20 protein-coding genes are annotated in these 22,997 nt (G+C 47.7%); 10 read left to right on the top strand and 10 right to left on the bottom strand.

Annotated elements, in window-relative coordinates; translation table 11 throughout:
* Positions 1 to 2 precede the first annotated feature (2 nt).
* A complete protein-coding gene (locus MKY28_RS13210; RefSeq protein WP_051449713.1) occupies positions 3 to 707 on the bottom strand; it encodes an O-methyltransferase in 705 nt (234 codons plus the stop codon).
* 160 nt (positions 708 to 867) lie between these two features.
* On the opposite strand from MKY28_RS13210, the gene MKY28_RS13205 reads away from it, so the two are divergent.
* Complete coding sequence (locus MKY28_RS13205; protein ID WP_036670626.1) at positions 868 to 1,764, top strand: LysR family transcriptional regulator; 897 nt, start codon at positions 868 to 870, stop codon at positions 1,762 to 1,764.
* Positions 1,765 to 1,891: 127 nt separating this feature from the next.
* Here the strand turns inward: MKY28_RS13205 and MKY28_RS13200 are convergent, their stop codons facing one another.
* Both MKY28_RS13200 and MKY28_RS13195 read right to left on the bottom strand, forming a co-directional pair.
* Positions 1,892 to 2,608 (bottom strand): YoaK family protein, encoded by a 717-nt coding sequence (locus MKY28_RS13200; protein ID WP_076318115.1) that lies wholly within the window; start codon positions 2,606 to 2,608, stop codon positions 1,892 to 1,894.
* A gap of 85 nt (positions 2,609 to 2,693) precedes the next feature.
* The gene (locus MKY28_RS13195; RefSeq protein WP_083669726.1) at positions 2,694 to 3,572 is read right to left on the bottom strand and encodes an alpha/beta fold hydrolase; all 879 of its coding nucleotides are present in this window, start codon (positions 3,570 to 3,572) and stop codon (positions 2,694 to 2,696) included.
* Between the two features lie 245 nt (positions 3,573 to 3,817).
* On the opposite strand from MKY28_RS13195, the gene MKY28_RS13190 reads away from it, so the two are divergent.
* Positions 3,818 to 4,561: a GTP pyrophosphokinase gene (locus tag MKY28_RS13190; RefSeq protein WP_036608962.1), complete on the top strand. Its 744-nt coding sequence runs from the start codon at positions 3,818 to 3,820 to the stop codon at positions 4,559 to 4,561.
* A gap of 6 nt (positions 4,562 to 4,567) precedes the next feature.
* On the top strand, positions 4,568 to 5,803 hold the full coding sequence (locus MKY28_RS13185; protein ID WP_340390252.1) for a multidrug effflux MFS transporter: 1,236 nt from the start codon (positions 4,568 to 4,570) through the stop codon (positions 5,801 to 5,803).
* Positions 5,804 to 5,940: 137 nt separating this feature from the next.
* Here MKY28_RS13185 and MKY28_RS13180 read toward each other — a convergent pair whose 3' ends face one another.
* Entirely contained in the window at positions 5,941 to 6,585 is a 645-nt protein-coding gene (locus MKY28_RS13180) for a hypothetical protein (RefSeq protein WP_340936155.1), read from the bottom strand.
* Between the two features lie 232 nt (positions 6,586 to 6,817).
* Here MKY28_RS13180 and MKY28_RS13175 point away from each other — a divergent pair, with 232 nt between their 5' ends.
* The 6 genes from MKY28_RS13175 to MKY28_RS13150 all read left to right on the top strand — a co-directional run bounded on the left by MKY28_RS13175 (position 6,818) and on the right by MKY28_RS13150 (position 14,784).
* The gene (locus MKY28_RS13175; RefSeq protein WP_340936154.1) at positions 6,818 to 7,816 is read left to right on the top strand and encodes an ABC transporter substrate-binding protein; all 999 of its coding nucleotides are present in this window, start codon (positions 6,818 to 6,820) and stop codon (positions 7,814 to 7,816) included.
* 169 nt (positions 7,817 to 7,985) lie between these two features.
* Positions 7,986 to 8,606 carry a flavin reductase family protein gene (locus tag MKY28_RS13170; protein WP_340936153.1) on the top strand — a complete coding sequence of 207 codons (621 nt, stop codon included), beginning with the start codon at positions 7,986 to 7,988 and terminating at the stop codon, positions 8,604 to 8,606.
* Between the two features lie 233 nt (positions 8,607 to 8,839).
* The gene (locus MKY28_RS13165) at positions 8,840 to 9,994 is read left to right on the top strand and encodes a type III polyketide synthase (protein ID WP_340936152.1); all 1,155 of its coding nucleotides are present in this window, start codon (positions 8,840 to 8,842) and stop codon (positions 9,992 to 9,994) included.
* Positions 9,995 to 10,102: 108 nt separating this feature from the next.
* A complete protein-coding gene (locus MKY28_RS13160; protein WP_340936151.1) occupies positions 10,103 to 12,349 on the top strand; it encodes an MMPL family transporter in 2,247 nt (748 codons plus the stop codon).
* Between the two features lie 191 nt (positions 12,350 to 12,540).
* On the top strand, positions 12,541 to 13,560 hold the full coding sequence (locus MKY28_RS13155) for a dienelactone hydrolase family protein (protein ID WP_340936150.1): 1,020 nt from the start codon (positions 12,541 to 12,543) through the stop codon (positions 13,558 to 13,560).
* A 108-nt stretch (positions 13,561 to 13,668) separates the two neighbouring features.
* Positions 13,669 to 14,784, top strand: coding sequence for a rhamnogalacturonan acetylesterase (locus tag MKY28_RS13150; protein WP_340937920.1), 1,116 nt, complete (start codon positions 13,669 to 13,671; stop codon positions 14,782 to 14,784).
* A 134-nt stretch (positions 14,785 to 14,918) separates the two neighbouring features.
* Here the strand turns inward: MKY28_RS13150 and mnhG are convergent, their stop codons facing one another.
* Genes mnhG through MKY28_RS13120 form a run of 6 tightly spaced genes read right to left on the bottom strand, consistent with a single transcriptional unit; the run spans position 14,919 to position 20,827 of the window.
* Complete coding sequence (gene mnhG / locus MKY28_RS13145) at positions 14,919 to 15,311, bottom strand: monovalent cation/H(+) antiporter subunit G (RefSeq protein WP_017688856.1); 393 nt, start codon at positions 15,309 to 15,311, stop codon at positions 14,919 to 14,921.
* Complete coding sequence (locus MKY28_RS13140; protein WP_017688855.1) at positions 15,295 to 15,579, bottom strand: Na(+)/H(+) antiporter subunit F1; 285 nt, start codon at positions 15,577 to 15,579, stop codon at positions 15,295 to 15,297. The genes mnhG and MKY28_RS13140 overlap by 17 nt, the downstream gene beginning before the upstream one ends.
* Complete coding sequence (locus MKY28_RS13135) at positions 15,579 to 16,055, bottom strand: Na+/H+ antiporter subunit E (protein ID WP_036608718.1); 477 nt, start codon at positions 16,053 to 16,055, stop codon at positions 15,579 to 15,581. The genes MKY28_RS13140 and MKY28_RS13135 overlap by 1 nt, the downstream gene beginning before the upstream one ends.
* A gap of 6 nt (positions 16,056 to 16,061) precedes the next feature.
* Positions 16,062 to 17,540 carry a Na+/H+ antiporter subunit D gene (locus MKY28_RS13130; RefSeq protein ID WP_036608717.1) on the bottom strand — a complete coding sequence of 493 codons (1,479 nt, stop codon included), beginning with the start codon at positions 17,538 to 17,540 and terminating at the stop codon, positions 16,062 to 16,064.
* The gene (locus MKY28_RS13125; protein ID WP_036670645.1) at positions 17,533 to 17,871 is read right to left on the bottom strand and encodes a Na(+)/H(+) antiporter subunit C; all 339 of its coding nucleotides are present in this window, start codon (positions 17,869 to 17,871) and stop codon (positions 17,533 to 17,535) included. The genes MKY28_RS13130 and MKY28_RS13125 overlap by 8 nt, the downstream gene beginning before the upstream one ends.
* A 1-nt stretch (position 17,872) precedes the next feature.
* Positions 17,873 to 20,827, bottom strand: a complete 2,955-nt coding sequence (locus MKY28_RS13120; RefSeq protein WP_076327933.1) for a Na+/H+ antiporter subunit A — start codon at positions 20,825 to 20,827, stop codon at positions 17,873 to 17,875.
* Between the two features lie 449 nt (positions 20,828 to 21,276).
* On the opposite strand from MKY28_RS13120, the gene MKY28_RS13115 reads away from it, so the two are divergent.
* Positions 21,277 to 22,929, top strand: coding sequence for a sensor domain-containing diguanylate cyclase (locus tag MKY28_RS13115; protein ID WP_340936149.1), 1,653 nt, complete (start codon positions 21,277 to 21,279; stop codon positions 22,927 to 22,929).
* The last annotated feature ends 68 nt before the right edge of the window (positions 22,930 to 22,997 follow it).

The raw sequence follows: 22,997 nt of genomic DNA, 5'->3' as shown, positions 1-22,997 counted from the left end.
GTTTATTTTGGTTCAGGGGCATCAATCACACGAGCAATGACGAATCCATCGTAACCTTTGCTACCGACCGTTTGCAGTGCTGTAGCTTCAAGTCGAGGGTGATCCGCGATCAACTGCAGGAATGATCGAACGCCCTGAACTCTGGGGTCTGTGCTGTCTGTGCGGATCACTTCACCGTCCCTGACGATATTATCACCAATAATAAGACTCCCCGGCCGAGTCAGTCGCAGGGCCCATCTCAGATAATCGGGATTACTCGGTTTGTCAGCATCGATGAAGATCATATCAAACGGTTCCCTGTATTCTTCCTGAACATCGGGAAGGGTGGTTAGGGCAGGACCAACTCTCAGGTCAACCTTGTGCATCAGTCCTGCTCGTGTGAGATTGGCCCGGGCCAAGTCTGCATGGTGTGATTCGGATTCCAGTGAGACGATGCGTCCGTGTTCAGGCAGCGCTCTTGCCATCCAGATGGTACTGTATCCACCCAAAGTGCCGATTTCAAGTACACGGGATGCGCCTTGGATTTGCAGCATGAGCTGAAGTAACTTTCCTTGATTCGGTGTTACGTCATGAGCAGGGAGTCCAGCTTCGGTATTGCTTTGCAGTGTATGTTCCAGCAGGGAATCTGACGGAATCAGCAGATCATTCATGTAGTCGTCGACTTGAGTCCAGGTATGCTGTAGGTTCGTCGTATTTATATTTTTCATGTTCACATGTTCCTTTCCTTGTTCCTTGTTCCTTGTTCCTTGTTCCTTGTATTGGATTTCATATTTCAACTATAAATGGAGCAGATATATAAATAAAATATATATTATGTATGATAATATAACTTTAGATTATGTAATTTGACGTGGAAGAGGTGTAAACATGAATCTGCATGGATTACGATTATTTCATGCCATCGTGAGATATGGCGGGGTCACTCGTGCCGCAGAGGAACTAAATATTAGTCAACCTGCGGTATCTTCTCAGGTGAAGAAGTTTGAACGTGAATTAGGAATCCAGCTTTTTGTTTCGGAGGGAAGAAGACTGGTGCTTACGGATGCGGGGATACAGTTGACAGGTTATGCGGAACGTCTGTTCATGCTGGAGCAGGATGTCGAGAATTTTGTGCAGGATTTTCGGGAGGGCAAGAAAGGACTGATCCGTCTTACGGCAACCTACTTGCCTTCAAATTTTCTGTTGCCGGGCTGGATTGCTCGGTTTAAGCAAATGCACGAGGATGTGGAGATTGTTGTGAGCACAACCAACACCCGGATGGCTTTTGACCAATTACTTCGTTATGAGGCAGAGATTGCAGTGTATGGTGGAAGTGGCATTACACATGCAGGTGTCCAATGGGATGAATTGTTTGACGATGAGATGTGGTTTGTTGTGCACCCTGACCATCCGTATGCGGGAAAAGAAATCGAGCTGCATGAGATGATGGCAGAACCGTTCATCATGCGCGAAGAAGGCAGTGCTACACGTGAGCGACTCGTTTCCCTTTGCACAACAAATAACCTGGCCGCTCCCCGCATTGCGCTTCAGTTCAACGGGCTGAACGAAACGATTAGTGCGGTGAAGGCAGGTTATGGGGCCAACTTTATATCTTCTTTGGTTGTGAACGAAGATGTGCAGCAAGGCAGGCTGGCACGTGTATTTGTTCGAGGTGTACAGCTGAGAAATACGGTTGCCGTATGTACACGAGCCGGGGAGGTATTATCACCTGCTGCACAGCATCTGGTCAAGCTTATCCGCCAACAAGCTGCTTTGATGAAATAAATAGCGTGATTGTACTTAAAACAATTTAAAGTACGTGTTCAAAAAGACCAGTTTTCAGTATCCTAAAGCGGACTTTTGAACAGCCACTTGAACATGGACAGGTTACTTCTTCTACTATTAACTTTTATTAACTTTCGCTTTGTTGTGAAGTTCCCCATGCATGTAATCGGGCGTATAGGGTTACGCCGCCAATGATCAGGACAGGAATCCAGACTGCAATCATGGGCACACGGTGGAATAACAATGCGGCTGCAATGACGCCGATCAAATAGATGACAACAGCACCTGCACGAAGGTAGGAATCTGTGGACAAGGCTTTGGTTAACGATCGGATATTGGCATGTCGCAGCTTTTTGAGGATGCTCACGGTATCCTCAACCACAGCGGCCAAATTATTGGTGAGCACGGTTGTTGAGATGCCAGCAATGCCAATGCGGCGTGCCGCAGTTGTTTGCATCCCCATTGCAACGGCTAGGATGACAATTAACAGATAGGACAGTTGTTCTGAAAATGGACTAATCATGGCGATCGCGAACAGCAGGAGCAATATGCTTTCAACAGTAAATACAGCTGTGACCTTAGAAGACCAGCCATTTTTGGTCTGCACAGGTCCAACCATATGTGCTGCAATGGCATTGCCGGCAATAAAACCGATGAGAGCAAGCAATGACCGCAGCACGACAAATTCCTGAGCACGGGCAATGGCAATACCCAACAAAACAATATTTCCCGTCATATTGGCTGTGAGCACATGCCCCAGTCCCAGATATCCGATCAGGTCCACCATTCCGGCAGACATACAGAGAAGCAACATGGCGTATTTTTGGAGGGTGCTTTGATTCATCCTATCCGTCCTTTCAAAAAACGTAGCTCCTCCAGTATACAGCCATAACCCATGCATCTTCAAAATGAAATTCATCGCGCAAGACTTAAGGTGCAGCGAGCCAATCAAACATATTGTTCACCGCTGACTCATGTATTTTCTCGTGAAAATGATGATCCTGCCCGCCATAAGCGTGAAATGTGACGTCTGCACCTCGCCGCTTAAGCCAGTGATACATTCGGGTTCCGTGACTATAATTCACTTGTGTATCTGATGTACCATGCATGATCAGCACGGGACAAGATAGTTTGTTCGCTTTCGACAAGGGAGAACGGGCGAGATAAGCTTCTGGAACCGTGCGTGGGGAACCACCTAGCACCCGTTTCAATGTGCGCCTCAGGTCGGTTCGCTCATGGTAAGTGCGTTCCACATCGGAGACACCGCTCCAAAGAACTAACTTATGTACTTTGTCCGGTCCCTCATTATAGGCAGTTGCGGTATGTACAGCATTAATGGCTCCACGGGAGAACCCCATTAACGATATCCGAGTCGGGTCGGCAAAAGGCAAACGTTGCACTAACCGGTAAGCGGCATGCACATCTTCGGCATCTTTCCCGCCATACTCGTCACGACCCTCACCGCCTTCGTTGCCACGATAGGATGGGGCGAACACGATATAACCTTTATGTACAAACTGCTCAAGCCAAACGGTATTTACCCCGCCATAGCTGCCAAGTCCGCCGCGACAATAGATCAGCACAGGCCATTGTTCCTGTGTGTGTGCGATATCATGCATTCTGGCAGAAGGGTAATGGCTGGCGAGTGGTTGCAAATGTAGAGATGTATGTATGGAAGCAAATTCCGGAAAGGCAGAGGAGATAGAGCCGGGATGAGAAGTTTCATATGTCGTGATATCAGGTAATGAACACCCTTGTGGCAGGTATAAATAAGCTTTAACCCGAAGTGTATCGGATGAATACGTCACTTGATAGAGCAGGAAAATCAACCTCTTTCATCGGTAATAACAGGCCAAATGACAGGGATGCTTCTATAGGATGCGCGTAAAATAAGTTCCCATACCTTCCAGGCTGAATCGCCAGCCCAAATGTGAGAAATTCGTTTATTGGCTCCATATGATTTATAATGGTTCAGGAGACCTGTGGATTGACCGCTTGTTCTCATATTCATAAAACTAATTTTAGTGTGCAGAAAGAAAGGGAGAAAGCCATGATGAACGCCCCACATCCAATCGATCAATTCAAGAAATTCAAATATGAAATTACCAGATTTATGATGATTTATAAATTTGCTCTGGATCAAATGGAGACCAAGATTGAAGTCCTGAAGGAAGAATTCCAGTCTCTGCATGATTACAGTCCAATTGAGCATACAAAGTCCAGACTGAAATCTCCTGAGAGCATTATGAACAAGATGTTCCGCAAAAATCATGAGTTAACGTTTGAGAGCATCAAGCAAAATATCAAGGATATCGCCGGGGTGCGGATTACATGTTCTTTTATCTCGGATATCTATCGCATTAAGGATATGTTGTGCAACCAGAGTGATCTGCGTGTACTGGAGGTCAAAGATTACATCGAGAATCCAAAGCCAAACGGCTACCAAAGCCTTCACCTTCTGGTGGAAGTGCCTGTGTACATGTCCAATGGCGAGGAACGAGCATGTGTGGAGATCCAGATCCGTACAATCGCGATGGATTTCTGGGCGAGTCTGGAGCATAAGATTTTTTATAAATACAATAAGGATGTTCCCGAGCATTTGACGAGAGAGTTAAAGAGTGCGGCAGATTCGGCAAATGCGCTGGATCAACAGATGGAGCGACTTCACCGGGAAATTCAGGAGATTAAGGACGCCGACAATGAGCGGGATGAAGAAGAATTGCGCCGTATTATTATTAACAATCAACAGTTCACATTGCCATCCAACTTGCTCAAGCTGCTGGGTAGCGGGGAGTAGTATTTGATGAAAAGTACAACAGTTTCATTGAACACAAACTCCACATCTCGTGTACGGATGGCTTTAATTCTGGGGACACTGTCGGCCTTCGGGCCGTTGTCCCTGGATATGTATTTACCCGCATTGCCCACGCTGGCTGATGAGTTTGGTTCATCTACTTCGTATGCTCAACTCAGTCTGACGGCGTGTATGATTGGACTTGCGGTTGGACAGTTGCTTGCCGGACCTCTAAGTGATGTACGTGGTCGGCGAACACCGCTCATTGCAGGGCTTGTGCTCTATACGATTGCCTCCATACTTTGCCTGGTCAGCCCGACGATGGGCTCTTTTGTTGTGCTACGGTTCATTCAAGGTGTAGCTGGAGCGGCAGGGATTGTCATCTCGCGCGCAATCGTAAGAGACGTATATTCGGGCCCGGAACTGACACGGTTCTTCTCTCTGTTAATGCTGATAAACGGCGTAGCCCCGATTGCTGCACCAATCATTGGTGGACAATTGTTGACGTATACATCGTGGCGCGGCGTATTTATTTTGCTTAGCCTCATCGGTATACTGACGTTGTTGGCTGTCATTTTCGGTCTTGGAGAGACTTTACCTTCCAATCGCAGATCAAGCGGAGGATTGAAGCAGACATTACTTACGTTTCGCCAAATCGCGGGGGATCGTCAGTTTATGGGTTATGCGTTAACCCAAGGATTTGTAGCTGCTGGCATGTTTGCGTACATATCAGGTTCACCGTTTGTGCTTCAGAAAATATACGGGGTATCCCCGCAAATGTTCAGTGTATGCTTCGCCATTAACGGGTTAGGCATTATTCTGGCCAGTCAGATTGCCGGTAGACTTGCAGGAAAGGTATCAGAGAATCGCCTGTTAATCGCGGGGCTGCTAACCGCGGCGCTCGGAGGAACTTCATTGCTCATCGCCATTCTGGCTGGAGGTAATCTAATCTCTGTACTGATTCCGCTATTTTTGGTGGTATCCAGTGTTGGGTTGGTCAATACCGCGTCCTTCGCTTTGGCGATGGCCAATCAGGAGAAATCGGCAGGCAGTGCGTCTGCGCTAATTGGTGTGATGACGTTCCTGTTCGGAGGTATTGTCGCTCCCCTCGTAGGTCTCGGGGGAGAAGGAACAGCCGTGCCAATGGGAATCGTTATCGCGTGTGCTGATCTCGGTGCCTTGGTGATTTACTTCCTAATGGTCAGTAGAGGCGGGAAGCGCCAGAACGATCAAGTGTTGAGTTAAAGGTACTGATTCTGTACACCTTGCGTTTATGGAGTCTTAGTAATGTAAAGGTACATCTGGATAAAAGGACGAAAAAGAGCCTCACTTGGAAGGAATTATGCTTCCAAGTGGGGCTCTTGCTGTAGGTAAGGAGAGGTTTAGCAGAGCGCAAACAAAATCTGTGTATTGGACAGTATACCTGGCGTGAGGAATGGATAGAAGTACCCCACCACAAAACCAAACAGATTAATTGCAGGCCACATCAGGTAGACATCATTGTATGTGAAGACAAGGGACCACCGGTTATAGCAAAAGTTGGGCAGCGCACGTTCTTCGTTATCTCGTGGTGCCGCTGCACCAGTCTGTGCAAATTGCACAGCTTGAGTGAGACTTTGCGGCTGTTGCTGGAGGAAGAGCGGAAGCAGACCCGGGCTGCTTTTGATCAGGTTATACAGAAAAAGCATTTCTGCCGGAGGCTGACCTACCGGACGAGGATAGGCACTAAGTAGGGTGGGCAGGTTGCCTTGAGTCAGTTGCGCAGGTACGCCCGGTGCTGTACCCGGAATTGTACCTGGAATGCCTCCAGGGATATATGGACCGGGCCCTCCGCCTGGAATGTATGGAGGATAGGGGCCTTGACCGCCAGGTATACCAGGAAACGTCGGACCACCCGGTGTGCCGCCACCGCCTGGGAACAGTGGAGGCAATTGAAAGGAACGGTCTTCTCCATAACTTAGATAAGGGTTATATTCGTAATACATGTACAGAACATCCTTCCTGTCGTCGTATTCTGCATTCAGCATATGGCGGCATCCGCCTATATGTGAATGCCGTCAAGAAGATTTATATGATCACCTCGCCGTATAATCGAATTGACAACTGAACTGATAACAATTATCATTGTCAATGGAATCGGACAAATGTACATACGGATATTATATGTATCAATAATAGTGTCAATATTTTTGAACATTGAAATCTGTCACAATAACGCCGAATAAGGTTTCTATAATGAATTGAAAGGGGATATATCAAGTGTTTAAGAGAAATAAAAAGATGATCATGCTTCTAATGACGGTGATGGTTATGTCCATCTGGTTGGTCGCGTGTGGAACAAAGACGGCAGAGAATGGAGCAGCAGGAGAGAACGATACAACAACGGAGACAGAGACACAAACAGAAGCCGCTACAGAGCGCACATTAACAGATGCAATGGGACACGAGGTTACCATCCCGGCTAACCCTGAACGTGTCATCGCGTCTTATCTGGAAGACCATCTCGTTACACTCGGTGTTAAGCCAGCGGCACAGTGGTCCATCAACAACGGCAGTGGTTTGCAGGATTATCTGCAAAATGATCTGAATGGCATACCTGGTATTGCAAGTGATCTACCTTTTGAAGCCATGGCCAGTTTCTCACCTGACCTGATTATTATGGGTTCTGAAAGTACAGTGGAAGGGGAGAAATACGAACAGTACAACAAAATTGCCCCTACTTATGTACTCGGAGATGAGGTCAACAAGGACTCGCGTCAGGCTCTGCTCAAGATCGGCGAGCTTTTGAACAAATCGGATGTAGCGCAGAAGGCGCTTGATGATTATGATGCCAAGGCAAAGGAAATCAAAGAAAAAGTAACTGCTGTTACTGGAGGAACAAAATCCGCTGCAGCGTTGTGGTTATTCAATAACAAGTTTTATGTTGTAAGCAACAATGTTTCCAGTGGTGAAGTGATGTACAACGAACTTGGACTTGCAGAGCCTAATGTTGTGAAGGAAGCATCTGCGAAGGCAACGGGTAACTGGTCTGAGATTTCATTGGAGAAGATCGCGGAAATGGACGCAGACTATCTATTCCTGGTGAACAGTGACAAGGGAGCAGGCTCAGAAGCGCTGAAAGATGCCGTATGGCAGAGCATTCCTGCTGTAAAGACAGGTAATGTCTTTGAATTCACCCGGTCCAGTAGCTGGTTGTACAGCGGAGTTCAAGCGAACCTTCAAATTATGGAAGACATTCAGAACAGCATCGTTAAATAAGAAATAGCCAATACGAAATGGCATGTTCAAACTCCTTGGTGCAGTGGGCACCAAGGAGTTTTTTTGTTAATTTAGTATTTTACGATATATAATAAAGAAGTAGAAACATTGTCGTATCATGAAGTAGAGTTGTCATTTGCTTCACGAGCATGGAAGGGGATATTTACATATGTATACATTGGATCCACGTGAAATAACGGGAAGAGACAACTATAAACTGATGAGTGGTTCGGTGGTACCACGTCCAATTGCTTTTGTGACGACACTTTCAGATGAGAATGGTGTAATTAATGCAGCGCCTTTTAGTTTCTTTAATGTGGTTAGTTCGGACCCACCGCTGTTATCGATATCCATTGCACGTAAAGACGGTATCATGAAAGATACTGCACGTAATGTGCTTGCTCATCAAGAACTGGTCGTGCATATCTGTGATGAAGCAATCATAACAGAAGTGAATGAGACAGCAGCCATACTGGAACCCCACGAAAGTGAGCTTGAGCGGACAAACCTTACTACAGTGCCAAGTAGCAAGGTTGCTGTGCCAGGAATTCAGGAAGCACTCATTCGGATGGAGTGTGAGCTGTATCAGCACATTCCGATCACGAATGATGAGGGCAAACCAGTGAGTGACCTGCTGCTGGTACGCATTGTGCAGTATCATTTCAGCGAACAAGTCTACAATCCGGACAAGGGCTATATCCTGATGGATCATTTGAAACCAGTCAGCCGACTCGCGGGTAATGATTATGCCAAGCTTGGGGAGAGATTCACGATAATTCGGCCTGAGTAGTTCTGACAGATCGAATATGTAATATAGGAACGGGTTTAATCCGGTAGCAAAGGCGGACAGCACGTGCGAAACTCGCATATGTTGTCCGCCTTTGCTTGTTAATATGAACATAAACAGGACAGGTAGTGAATAGACTTGTACTATATCCTGCACACATGTCATATGAACCTATTTTATATATAGGTTGTTTAAAAAGCCTACTTTTGAACAGGTACTATAAGGGGGTTAAGCCGATGAACCAGCTTGAGGCAACTACTGGGGCAAGTATTATGGGAATAGGAACGGCGTGGCCTGCCCACCGTATTGAGCAAAAGGATGTATCTGCCCGTCTCGCGCAAGCGCTGGAACATGAGCCAGATGCGAGAAGATGGGCCAAACGGATCTTTAATCAGTGCGGTGTGGAGACTCGGTATACGTGTGAACCGAATCTGCTTGAGCCTGTTGATTCTTGCCGATATTTACCCTTTACCAATGCGGACGAGGTTCCGACTACATCCGAGCGTATGGGCAAATACAAAGCCGCTGCTGTTCCACTTGGTCTCGAGGCGGCCGGACAGGCCCTTCAGGATGCAGACGTAACCTCCTCGGAACTTACACATCTCATTACGGTGAGTTGCACGGGGCAATTCCTGCCCGGACTTGATGTTCGGCTGATCCAACAGCTTGAACTGTCACCGCAGATCAACCGGATTCCACTGGTGTTTCAGGGATGTGCAGCCGGTCTGAAGGCGATTCAACTGGCGAATTCCATTGTAACGGCAGATCAGAAGGCTACAGTTCTCATCGTGTGTGTGGAACTATGTACACTTCACTTTCAGCCATCTGCCAAACGGGACGACCTGTATGCTGCATCGTTCTTCGGAGACGGCGCCTCTGCCTGTGTTATTGGTGCGTCCGGAACAGACCGCAATGAATGTTTTCGACTAGGCCGAGGGCACTCAACGCTGCTCCCGGATTGTGCAGAAGAAATGATCTGGGAAGTCGGCAATACAGGCTTTGATCTCTACCTGTCACCACAGATTCCGAAGCTGCTTGGTTTGCATCTCGGTCCAGAGGTAGAACGGTTGCTGGAGGGGAGCGGTTTACCGGAAATATGGGCGATCCATCCGGGAGGCAGAGGCATCGTGGATGCCGTTCAGAAGCTGTATCAGTTGACAGATGAGCAGGTCTCCTACAGCCGAAACATCCTGCGGGATTATGGCAACCTGTCGTCCGTGACGATTCTTTTTGTTCTTCAAGCCATCCGTGAGGATTACAGACAGAAGGAAGAGCATTCCAGTGGGATAGCGCTGGCCTTTGGCCCGGGACTGACGGCAGAGTTACTTCCTTTCACATACATCCCTGCCCCCATTGCGAACAGAACACCTGTGAATCATGGCATTCAATAGTTCGCGAACCCGAGTGAAGGATATATACACCGTAAGTGTATGAATGTGCTTATGATCTTACCGATGAACATAATCGAATGACTAATCTGATCGCAGAGGAGCTTAGGTATGGGTTATCGCAGACTTGCTGCCTTCATCAGCCGATATCCGCGGTTCATTATTCTCTGTTGGGTATTTATCATCGGGATGTCAGCGGTCTGGGCATGGAAGTTACCTGACATTGTTCAAGATCACGGATTAAAACGGGTTCACGGGGATGCGCAAGCAGTTGAAGCTGTTCTGGAGGACGAATTCGGATCTCCTGCTGATCCGGTTATTCTTGTTTTTGAAAAAAAGGAAAATACCTCGCCGTTACAGTTCCGGCAGTGGATCAAGGATCGTTTGACACAGGTTCAAGTGTTGCCTGCGGTAACCTCTATCACGTCCCCTCTGGATGTTAGCGAAAGAGTGACGCTGCAAGACCAAAGGGCATATGCCCTTGTGAAAATGGATGTGCCCGCGCATCAGATGGATCCCCTACTGGAGCAGTTGCGCGCCGTGCTGGCAACAGACGGTCCAGGTACGGTGCAATTGACGGGGAAGGCAGTCGTGCAGCAGGATGTCAATCATCTGAGCTTTCGTGATCTGGAACGGGCAGAGATGGTGGGCCTACCGATTGCCCTGATCGTTTTGTGTTTTGCATTCAGGGGGCTATATGCCGCGTTGATTGCTGTCATGATGGGGATCAGTGCTGTGATTACCGCGATGGGAGTCACGTCACTCCTTGGTTATCATCTGGAATTGTCCAACTTTATCATTAATGTGATTCCCATGGTGGGCATGGCACTGAGTATAGACTTTGCCCTGATCATCCTGAGCAGGTACAGGGAAGAAGTTCAGCGGGCTTATGAAGATGAAGGCGAAGCTAATGTCCAGGGCAGAAGTCTGTTTATGCAGAACGAGGTTTTGCGGAGGGAGATTCTTCAGCGAACACTGCGTACAGCAGGCAGAGCGGTGTTGTTCTCGGCAGCTTGCGTGCTCCTTGGGCTGCTGGGTCTGCTCTGGATCAGACTGCCGATGTTTCTGAGTGTATCCTTGGGGGCCATCATCGTTCTGCTCCTATCGCTACTTTTAAATGTAACACTGCTGCCAGCTCTGCTGTCACTGTCTGCGGATCGGGTATTCAGGCGAAAGTTAGTCCATTGGTTACCCAGACGCTCGGTCTGGCATCGATGGTCAGCAATGGTTATGAAACGACCCGTCCGTATGGCCATTGGAGGTACGGTTGTGCTTCTCCTGTGTGTTTATCCAGTAACCCGGCTGGAACTGTCCGTCCCGGATGCCTCTTCACTGCCAGAGAGAATGGACTCCCGCCAGGCAGCAGAGCAGTTGCAACATGATTTGGGGCAAAAGAATACCTCCACCATCGAGATTGTGATTGGCGGACAGCAGGAACTGTTGACTGCCTCTCACTGGCAGTTGGCCCACAACAAAGCCCGTCAACTACTGCAGGACTCAAGCGTATTGAGCATTGTTTCACCATGGGGCCTATTACAGCCGAATCAAAACGGTTCGCAAAGCCTTTTTCAAATTCCACCGTCGGCGCTAACTCCTTCCATAGAAGGCAAGGAGTCAACCAGGACGGCATGGCTGCGTTCAACGGTCTCTGACCATTCCATACGATTGATAGCCACCGTGCACGGGGAGCCTGGTTCGGAACAGGTTGCAGACTGGCTGGAACGAATGAGGAATAGCGATCATGCACCAGGTTCCAACAACGTAAAACTACGTTATGGTGGGGAAGCTGCCAAGCAGTATGAAATAATGCAGGAAGTCACAAGTCAACTGCCCAAAGTGCTGGTATTTGTAGTGGTCACCAATTATCTTGTGTTACTGGCGGCATTCCGATCGATGCTCATTCCAATTAAGGCAATTCTGATGAATCTGCTCAGCTTAGCCGCTTCATTTGGCATATTGGTGTGGGTGTTCAATGAAGGACATCTAGGTATGGAGCCGTCAGCCATTGCCATTATGATTCCTGTATTCATTGCAGGATTGGTGTTTGGCATATCCATGGATTATGGTGTGTTTATGCTGAGCCGTATTCAGGAAGTGTATAGACGAACCGGAGACAGTGATGTGGCTGTCCAACAGGGATTGGCTTCTACAGGTCGTCTGGTCACCTCCGCAGCGGCCATTCTGCTTGCGGTGACTGTGCCGTTTGCTTTTGCTGAAGTCGCAGGTGTGAGGCAGTTAGGGATCGGAATCACGGCAGCGGTGTTGATTGACGTTACATTAATCCGTCTAATACTGGTACCTGCATTGATGAAATTAATGGGCAGGTGGAACTGGTGGCTGCCAGGTCAGATGAAATGAAGGGTATTTCCGTAACCTGTCTTCAGGTTGGAGATATCCTTTTTTTGGCTAGAAAGCGTGTGATTCTATTCAAAACAGGCAAACATGTTCAATTCATGGGTGACATAGATGTTCTATAATGGATGGGATTAATTCCATATAACAGTCTTTTATCTACGTTATCCTATGAAAAACAGGAGGGACACAGGCCCATGTCTGATATTGAAGCCTATCTACAACAACAAACGAATCTTCGTGGTCGTTCCGCGTATCATGCAGATCAACCCCTGGAGTTATGGCGCAGTCAGTTACGTACTCGCGTGAAAGAACGGCTGGGAGGTTTTCCCACGATGGCGGCCGCACTGAATCCTGTCTTACTGGAGCGCATTACATGTGACGGATATATTCGGGAGCGGATTGAAATCACGACCTATGCAGGACTTCGCATGCCAGTGTATTTATTAATTCCGGGTGATGGAAGCGTTACTGATACAAAGAGACCTGCTATCGTTGCTTGTCATGGGCATGGCTACGGTAGCCGAGAGATATCGGGTATGGAACCGGATGGGTCACTACGGACAGGAGAGCCCGGATTACACAAGGACTTTGCAGTAGCTCTTGTGAAGCGTGGTTATGTGGTTGCGGCTCCAGAGCTGCTCGGATTTGGTGATCGAAGACTGGAAGAGGACCGCGATGCGCCACCAGGGGTAAGCTCCTGTACGAAGATTGCTGCGCATCTGCTCATGGTGGGGAAGACCCTCGCCGGTCATAGGGTGTATGAAACAACACGTGTATTGGATTATGTATCGACTCGGCCAGAAGTGGATTTGGAGCGAATTGGAAGCATGGGTATCTCGGGCGGTGGGCTGGTGACCGCATTTACAGCCGCGTTGGATGAACGGTTCAGGGCAACTGTGGTAAGCGGTTATGCAAATACATTCCAGGGTAGCATATTGGATCGGAACCATTGTCTCGACAACTATGTGCCAGGTATCCTGCGTGAAGCGGAGTTGCCGGATCTCATCGGCCTGATTGTGCCTAGGCCACTTTTTATTGAAACTGGAAGTGATGATCAGGTGTTCCCAATCCATGCAGCGAGAGAGGCATATGCCCGTTTGACACACATATATGAGCAGGCGGGAGCAGCAGAATCACTGGATGCGGATTTCTTTACAGGTGGACATGAGATTAGCGGAGCGAAAGCCTATGACTGGCTTGACCAAATTCTGTGAAGTTGTGCATCATGCACTAATATAATTCTGATTCGAGAGGAGAATTCAGTGATGAAATGGTCAATATCGGTAAAGCTTCTGCTCTGTTTTGTTCTGTTTGCAAGTACAATGGGCATCGGTTTGGGAAGCAGTGGAGGGCAAGTCGCTGAAGCGGCAACGGACAATTACAGATTTGACTTTGGTTCGGGCGCTGTTGAGAGCGGTTACACAGGCGTGTCCGCAGGAGATGCCTATACGCCTACAAAAGGTTATGGCTTCAACACACCTGCCAATATGAGAAATGTGTCTGCCTCAGGAAGCGGGGTTAAGAGTGACGCTGTGCAGTTTTTAGCTTTTGGTACCAAGAGCAACAATACCTTCAATGTGAATCTGTCCAATGGCCTATATGAAGTTAAAGTGATCCTGGGTAATACTTCCAGAGCCAGCGTGGCTGCAGAAGGTGTCTACCAGATCATCAATATGACAGGCAACGGGGCAACGGACCAATTTCAAATTCCGGTGACTGACGGGCAATTAAACCTGCTGGTTACAGAAGGAAAGACAGGTACGGCCTTCACACTTAGTGCACTCGAAATCCGGAAGTTATCCAATCAGACCGTTACCAACCGCACAATCTACATTGGTGGTGACTCAACAGTTTGTAATTACTATCCGCTGGGTAGCAGTGTACAAGGAGGTTGGGGACAGCTGTTTCCGTCCTATGTGAACAATTCCATCTTCCAGGTTCGAAATATGGCGGCAAGTGGTCAATTTGCGAGAGGTTTCCGCGATGATGGTCAGATGGAAGCGATTCTCAAGTATATCAAGCCGGGAGATTATTTTATTTTGCAATTCGGAATTAACGATACCAATGCCAAGAACAATACAACGGAGGCGCAGTTCAAAGAGATTATGCGGGATATGGTACGTAAGGCGAAGAACAAAGGAGCAACGGTTATCCTCTCCACACCTCAGGGCCGGGCAACAGATTTTAATACAGCCAATGTGCATCAAGCGGAGAACCGCTGGTACAATCAATCAACCCGTGCACTCGCTCAGGAAGAGGGAGTCACCCTGGTTGAACTGAATAAGTTAAGTTCTGCTTATTTCACGTCCATTGGTCCAGCAGCAACACTTGCTCTGTATATGACAGGGGATAGTCTGCATCCGAATCGTCAAGGGGCTGCGGAGCTTGCACGTATTGTGGCTGCGGACCTGAGAAGACAGGGACTGAATGGATTCTGACTTTACTACTTAATCAGTCTGCATAATCAGTGCTTGATATGATCCGTGTATGCAAAATAAACAAATACCCCCGGGAACATGCCGCGAAACGGGCGGCTGATCCTCGGGGGTATTTGTTATGCCTAGACTGGGGATTACTCCATCATATCCTTGGCTTCATGGTTCACTTTTTTTCCTTTTAACAAGGGTTCCAGTTCATCTTGCACGCTCTGCTCCCACAGTGGTACATCTGTGCGATAGGCGGCCCGTCCGTTCAGATGTCCGGCGACCGGAGCCGTGATGAATACAAACAGGATACCTAACAACAAGCGGGCACTGATATAGTTATCGAAATACCAGAAGTAGAAAAATGTAGCGCTTAATACACAGAACACTCCAAGTGTCATACTTTTGGTTGCGGCATGGGCACGTAGATATACATCAGGCAGACGAATAAGTCCGAATGCACTGAGTGCACTGAGTAGTGCACCGAGCAGTACGAGTAGACCTATAGCGGTTTCAGCGGCTACTTTAACGATCTCCATCATTTTTGAATACCGCCCCCCGTTCAATATAACGTGCAAATGCCACTGTACTTAGAAAAGCCAAAATGCCAATCAGCAAGATAATATCCAGATAGGCTTGGGTTTGCAGCATCATCGACAGAACGGCAACGATGGCAATCACATTGATACCGATGGTATCCAGTGCCGTGATCCGGTCAGCCATGGATGGTCCCCGAAGCACCCTGTACAAGCAACCCAGAATGGCTAAGGAGAGAATGAGCAATGAGATGAACAACAGTGAGGATAACATTAACGCGTCACCTCCATAATTGCTTTTTCGAATGTATTTTGGATATCATCTCTCATTTTCTGTTCATCCTTGATATCCAGTGCGTGAATAAACAGTTTGCGTTGATTACCCGAGATCTCAAGCGGCAGAGAACCTGGTGTCAATGAGATGAGTAAGCAGAGCAGAGTAACTTCCCAATCCGAGGACAATTGAGTTTTATACGTAAAAATACCGGGCCTTATATCGAGCTTAGGCTTGATAATCTGGCGTATAACCTCAATGCTGGCTCGCACCAGTTCCTTGAATAGCAGAGTAATCAGTTTGAAGATGGCCCAGACTCGCACAATATAGAAGCGCTGGGGGAAGAATCTGCGCATCCCCCCGATGAGAAGCAGTCCGAGTAGGTAACCTATGAGAAAACCAACACCATTCCAGGCGTTGTTCAGAAACATCCATACAAAAGCAATGATAAGATTCAGTACAATCTGAAAGGCCATAGACATCTACTCCTTCAATACGGCATCAATATAAATATTGGGATGCAGTAGAATATCGCCTGCGCGGGAGGTCAATTGGAACATGCCTTCAGCCCCCACACCCATTACGATGATGAATACAAACAGAATTCCGGCAGGAATCAGCAGGCCGTTCACCGCGTAAGGGCGTCTTGTAACCCCGGCAGGTGGTTCGCCCCAGAACGCTTGTATGAAGATGCGTAGTACCGAATATAACATCAACAAGCTCGAAAGCACCGCAATGCCGGTAAGACCATACAAGCCTGCCTGCAAGCCTCCTTCAAAGAGAAGCAACTTCCCTGGAAATCCACTAAATGGCGGCAAACCTGCCAAGGCAAGTGCACTAATGAAGAACATCCAGCCTAGCAGCGGATAGCGATGGATTAGCCCGCCCATGTTGTCGAGTTTGGATGTTCCGGCAACAGCGATCAAGGCACCGCCGAGCAGGAAGAGCAATGTTTTGATCAACATATCATGCAGCATATAGAAGAGCAGACCTTCCAGTGCAGGGCGACTGGCCGCGGCCATACCAAAAGCGACAAACCCTACACCTGCGACCACGTTGTAGATGAGAATCTTGTTTACATCGCGGTATGAGATCGCACCGATGACACCCAGGACCATCGTTGCTCCAGCCATCCATCCGATTAGTGCATGGAAGAAATCAGGATCATGATAGAAGATCAGTGTGAATGTTCGCACAATCGCGTACAAGCCAACCTTTGTAAGCAATCCTGCGAACAATGCAGTGACAACAGCAGGTGGTGCCGCATAAGAGCCCGACAGCCAGAAGAAGAGGAACAGCCCGGCCTTGATGCTAAATACGATCAGAAAGAGAACAGCAATTAAGGTAATGACTCCGCTCTGTCCCACTTCAGCAATTTTGACGGACAAATCTGCCATGTTCAGTGTACCAGTTATGGAGTAGAGGAAGCCGATGGAAGCGACAAAAAGAGCTGAAGAAACGATGTTAATCAAGACATATTTGATCGTTTCCCGAAGCTGTCTTTCCGTACCTCCCAATACGATCAGTGCATAGGAAGAGATGAGCATCAGTTCAAAGCTGACAAACAAATTGAACAAATCTCCGGTTAGAAATGATCCATTAACTCCCGCAATCAGGAAATGAAAGAACGGATAGAAGTGGTGCTCTTCCCGTTCCTTGTTCACACTGCGGAAAGCATACAGTAGACACGCCAGTGCAATGATGGAAGCGGCTACGACAAGTAGCGCCGACACCATATCCGCAACAAGCACAATACCATAGGGAGGTGCCCATCCACCCATATTAAGCGTTAGAACTCCAGTCTGTGCTACCCGCGTAATGAGTATCGTTGACACCGCTGCTGTAAACAAAAGTCCAATGACACTAATGATCCGCTGGATATTTGTTTTTCGGAAAAATAGCAGAGCCAGAACACCTGTAATCAAAGGTAACAGAATCGGCAGAACGACGAGATTATTCATATGGGCGCCCCCTTACTTCTTCCATATCGTCTGTTTTTAACTTCAGATAAGAACGATAGGAGAGAACAAAGAAGAACGCAGTGAGGCCAAAATTAATAACAATTGAAGTTAGTATCAAAGCCTGAGGAAGTGGATCGACATAACGTTCAGCCATCTCCCCAAGCAGTGGTGGTGCCCCAGTTTTGAGACGTGACATGGTGATCAAGAGCAGATGCACGCCATGGGTTAGTATGGACATGCCAAGTACGATGCGGAGCAGGCTCCGCGACAAGATTAAAAAGACGGCAACCGCAAACAGAATGCCAACGGCTACACACATCAATATTTCCATATCAGCGATCCTCCCCGATCTGTAGAATGATGGTCATGGTGACACCCAGGACAGCGAGATACACGCCAAGATCAAACAGCATGGCCGTGGCGAGTTCTGTCTCTCCCAGCAAAGGAAGTTCGAAATAGCCGAAGGTTTGACTTAGGAACGGGACTCCGAATATAAATGAACCCGCACCCGTAAGTAACGCTATACCCAATCCGATCCCTGTGAGAACACGGAAGTCAACGGGTAACGCTTTGCGTATTGTATCAGTACTGAATGCCAAGGCAATCAATACGAGCGCTGCCGCTGTTACCAAGCCGCCGATGAAACCTCCGCCCGGATTGTGGTGACCTGCAAAGAAGAGATGCATGGCAAACGTCAGAATGATGAACACAACGACCTTGGTGGTCGTTTGTAGCAATACATCATTACTCTGCAGGGGGACAGTATCCCACGAGGATGAGCTGCGTTCCCGGTTACCATACTTTTTCGTATTGTCTGTTTCATCATCCAGATCGGGCTCGGAATCCTGACTTTCGTCCTTCTTACGGAACTTCAAGCGGGCTCCCAGATCCTTCGCTTCGAGGTTCAGATTAATCATGGAGTAGATGGACAATGAAGCAACCCCAAGCACCATAATCTCCAATAACGTATCGAAGCCTCGGAAATCCACCAATAACACGTTCACGACATTTTTACCACCGGCCGAATCATAGGCTTCCTGAAGGAAGAAAGTAGAAATGCTGTCGAGTGATGCTGTTCCGCTTGCAGCCAGTGCCACAAAAGTCATCACGATTCCGACTGCAATCGCTACGATCATATTCACCGTGAGATAACTGCGGCTTGATTTGCCACGTTGAAGCTCAGGCAGATGGTAGAAGCAGAGCAGGAACAGTGCAACCGATACCGTCTCAACAATCATCTGTGTCAACGCCAGATCTGGCGCCCGGAAGAGTACGAATAGCAGAGTTACGAGGTAACCAACCGCTCCGGTCATAATGACTGCCGACAGTCTGTTCTTGGCAAAAGGAATCGAAACTGCAGCACCGATGAGCGTGACTAGTAGTACCACCTCATAGAATGAGTAAGGTGCATTGCCTTGCAGATTCCAGGTAATATTTTCTCCTGAACGGAAGAAGGCATAGACCAGCAACGCGACCGTGAATGAGAAAATGTAAACGAGATAATTACGAACCGAGCCATTCATATAGGCTTCCGTCCATTTGCGTGCATAATGCTGAAGATTATCCAGCACAACATGGTACATATTGTTAATTGTTAATCCTTGTGGATAATGCTCATAAATATTCCTCCATCGTGGCAATAGCTTGTAGAGAGTGATTCCGAGAATTACAACTCCGATTGTCATGATTAGTTCCGGAGTCCATCCATGCCACAGGGAGAAATGTACATCGAAGCGCTCATTCCCATTCAAGAGGGATGGAAGCACAGCGGCCATTGCCGGTTCAATCAGTGATCCGGCCAGCAGATTCGGGAAGAGTCCGAATACAACGACAAGAACACCTAGAACAACAGGCGGAATGAGCATGCCAGCGGGCGCTTCGTGCAGCTTCTCGGCAGGGATCTCGCTTTGGCTACGACCGAGGAATGTTTTGAACACGATAATAAGCGCATAGATCAGGGTAAACACACTTGCAAGCCAAGCGAATACCGGCAATAGAACACTCCAGGACCCAAGTCCAAAGATTCGTAGATGCGTGACTTCCACCATCGCTTGGAAGAATAACTCCTTGCTCAGGAATCCGTTGAAGGGCGGGATACCCGCCATGGCAAGTGAGCCGATCAATGCCACGGTGAATGTGATTGGCATGAATGAAGCAAGTCCACCGAGCTTCCGTATGTCACGTGTACCCGTTTCATGATCAACAATCCCTACGACCATGAACAGAGCGGCCTTGAAGGTTGCATGATTAAACAGGTGAAGCAGCGCAGCGGTTATTGCAACAGTATACATCGCAGAGGATTCGCCATATCCGAAGTAGAGAGCAGCAGATCCAACCCCTAAGAGGGACATGATCAGACCAAGTTGAGAGATGGTCGAATAGGCAAGAATCGCTTTGAGATCGTTTTTTTTCACCGCCAGGAATGATCCATAACACAAAGTCAGAAGACCAACGCCGGTAACGAGCCAGAACCAGAGTCCCTGTCCACCGAAGATTGGTGTAAACCGTGCTACAACGTACAGTCCGGCCTTGACCATGGTGGCTGAGTGAAGATAGGCACTCACAGGTGTCGGAGCTTCCATGGCATCCGGCAACCAGATATGGAACGGGAACTGAGCTGACTTGGTGAAAGCTCCAATCAGGATCAAGATAAGTGCGGGTAGAAATAGTGCACTTTCCTGAAACTGACCCAATCCTGTAATGGTTGCACGAATACTGAATGTTCCGGTAATGAGATACATCATCATGAATCCGGTAAGCATGGCGAAACCGCCAAATACCGTAATCAGGAATGATTTTTGTGCTCCTGAAGTCGAGGCTTTACGTTTGTAATGGAATGCAATCAACAGGAATGACGTAATACTGGTCAATTCCCAGAATCCGTAGAGCACGATCATATTATCAGACAGCACCACGCCCAACATGGCTCCCATGAACATCAACAGATACAGGTAGAAACGGTTCAGCGCTTCTTTCATATCCATGTAGAAGATGGAGTAGAGAACAACGAGGACACCGATTCCGGTGATTAGCAGTGTCAACATGAGGCTCAGACCGTCCAGATACAGATTAAATCCAATGTCCAGTGAAGGAATCCATGGGATATTTCCGGATACGGTATTGCGCTGTGACACAGCGGGTATGAGACTCGCAAAGTATACAAATAATAGTGCCGGGACAAGGAGAACCGGCCATCCCAAATGTAATTTACGGAAGAAACGATGCAGCATGGCAAGAAGAATGCCAGCGGCAAAAGGCAGAATAACAGCAACATGAAGCAGGCTCAACATAACACCCCCAATGTTTAGTATTTCGATTACTCTCTCTGTGACATACAGGCGCATGATCCTTTGAAGGATATGCTTGCTCTCTATATTCATAACCCAAGTATGTATATACAGAATCGTGTCTATTCTTTGAATGGAAGAAACACAGTGAAGATTTCAGTATAATATTGTATGGGCATGTATAATAAAAAAACACACAAGTTCCGATAAATATGAAAACGATTAGGGCGTGTCTGAAACTCCGAAGAAGCAGATTTTGCCGAATTTTCGTTCCAAGCCAGGAAGTTTTCCGCAGGCGTGCCGGGGCACGTCAAGGGAAAGTGACGCAGCAGGGGGCGAAAAGGCGGTAAAAGATGCACTTCAGCGAGTTTTGAGACACGTCCGAGGTGACATTCCGTGTACTCTTTACAGCATAGTTATGTTGAGAAGCAAGATGGTTTCACCGTGTAATGGAGGAAGTAATGTCATTCAAAATTAGAACTGTGCTTACAGTCATCTTTGCTGTGTTATCCTTGCTGGTTACTCTGACAATTGGGTCTATTTTTAGCCAAAAGTCATTTGTTGCTGTAGAGACTGAGATTGGTCACTCGCTTACAGGCACGGCCTCACAGGCTTCGGACAAGCTGGATCGATTCATGTCCGCTCGCGCGGGTGAACTGGACCTGCTGGGCCGAATGGCTTCGTTGGAAGATGAATTCCAACCTGATGAGATTCAGATGCTGCTGGATCAGTTACAAGATAGCTTTCCCTCATTCTCATGGGTTGGATTCATGGACCCGAAGGGAAAAGTGTTAGCTGCTACGGATGGTATCTTGCTTGGGGAAAATTTATCAGAGCGACCTGTGTATCAGGAGGGAATCAAGGGTAAATTCATTGGAGATGTGCATAATGCAGTACTTCTTGCCAAGCTGCTTCCGAATCCAACGGGAGAGCCGTTGCAATTTGTCGATATCAGTTTTCCGCTGAAGGATAGCAAAGGAATGATTCAAGGTGTGCTCGCTGCACATTTAAGCTGGGAATGGGCGAAGGAAGTTGAGGAATCCGTACTTGCCCCATTAAAAAGGGAAGAAAAGGACATTGAATTTTTTATCGTTAGCAAAAAGGAACATACAGTGCTGCTCGGGCCGAAGGAATGGATCGGTAAACCGTTAGTATTGCCTGGCATTGAAGAGGCCCAGCTCAACAAGAGCAGTTGGTCCATTGAAAAGTGGCCTGACGGTAATGAATATGTGACAGGGTTTGCCTACAGCCAGGGTCATCTGGATTTTCCCGGATTAGGCTGGACCGTAGTCATTCGTCAAGTCAAGTCATCTGCTTTTGCGTCTGTGTTTGACCTAATGTGGTTTAATGTGTGGTCTGGACTCGCCGTTACCGTGCTGTTTGCACTGATTGGCTGGGTTGTCTCACGTCTGATCTCTGCCCCGCTTGTGCGTCTTACCAGAGTAGCCAATCGACTGCGTGCAGGGGAAGAGCTTGAGATTCCTGCGATTAAGGGGATTAAGGAGATTGAAGTGTTGTCCCGTTCACTTCGGGATATGCTGACCTCTCTTATGAATAAAAACTCAGAGCTGGTCGTGATGCAGAATCTGGCGCATTTTGATCAGTTGACTAGACTGCCAAATCGCACTGCCCTAGAAGTGTATCTGGAGGAGTCTCTGGAGACCGAAAGTGAAAATCACACGCTGACTTTTCTCTATCTGGATCTCGATGGATTCAAACGGGTCAACGATACACTTGGACATCAGACTGGAGATGTACTGTTACAGAAAGTGGCCCAGCGACTGTCTGCTCTTGGTCAGGTGAAGGGGATAACAGTCCGATTGGGCGGAGATGAATTCCTGATTGTACTTCAGTCTGTTGGAAGTCATCCGAGGGAAGAAGCCATGGCTTATGCAGAAGCCATCATTCAAAGCTTGAACAAGCCGTTTATTATCGAATACGAGCGAATTCGAATTGGATGTAGCATCGGAGGTGCCGAATATCCAACCAACAGCGACAACCCAAGTGAGATTATTCGGATGGCGGACGAAGCTTTGTATGAGTCCAAACGTGCAGGCAAGAACAGAATGACATTTTATTCCGAGTTGAAGCAAGATCGTTAGCGTATAATAACATGAGCTGGGTTATCCCAATCACCTTTGTGCGAATGTGCGTATAAACAAGGAGGGGT

This window comes from Paenibacillus sp. FSL R5-0473, from assembly GCF_038004565.1.
Classification (GTDB): Bacteria; Bacillota; Bacilli; order Paenibacillales; family Paenibacillaceae; genus Paenibacillus; species Paenibacillus amylolyticus.
This window is presented reverse-complemented; position numbering and strand designations above follow the sequence as displayed.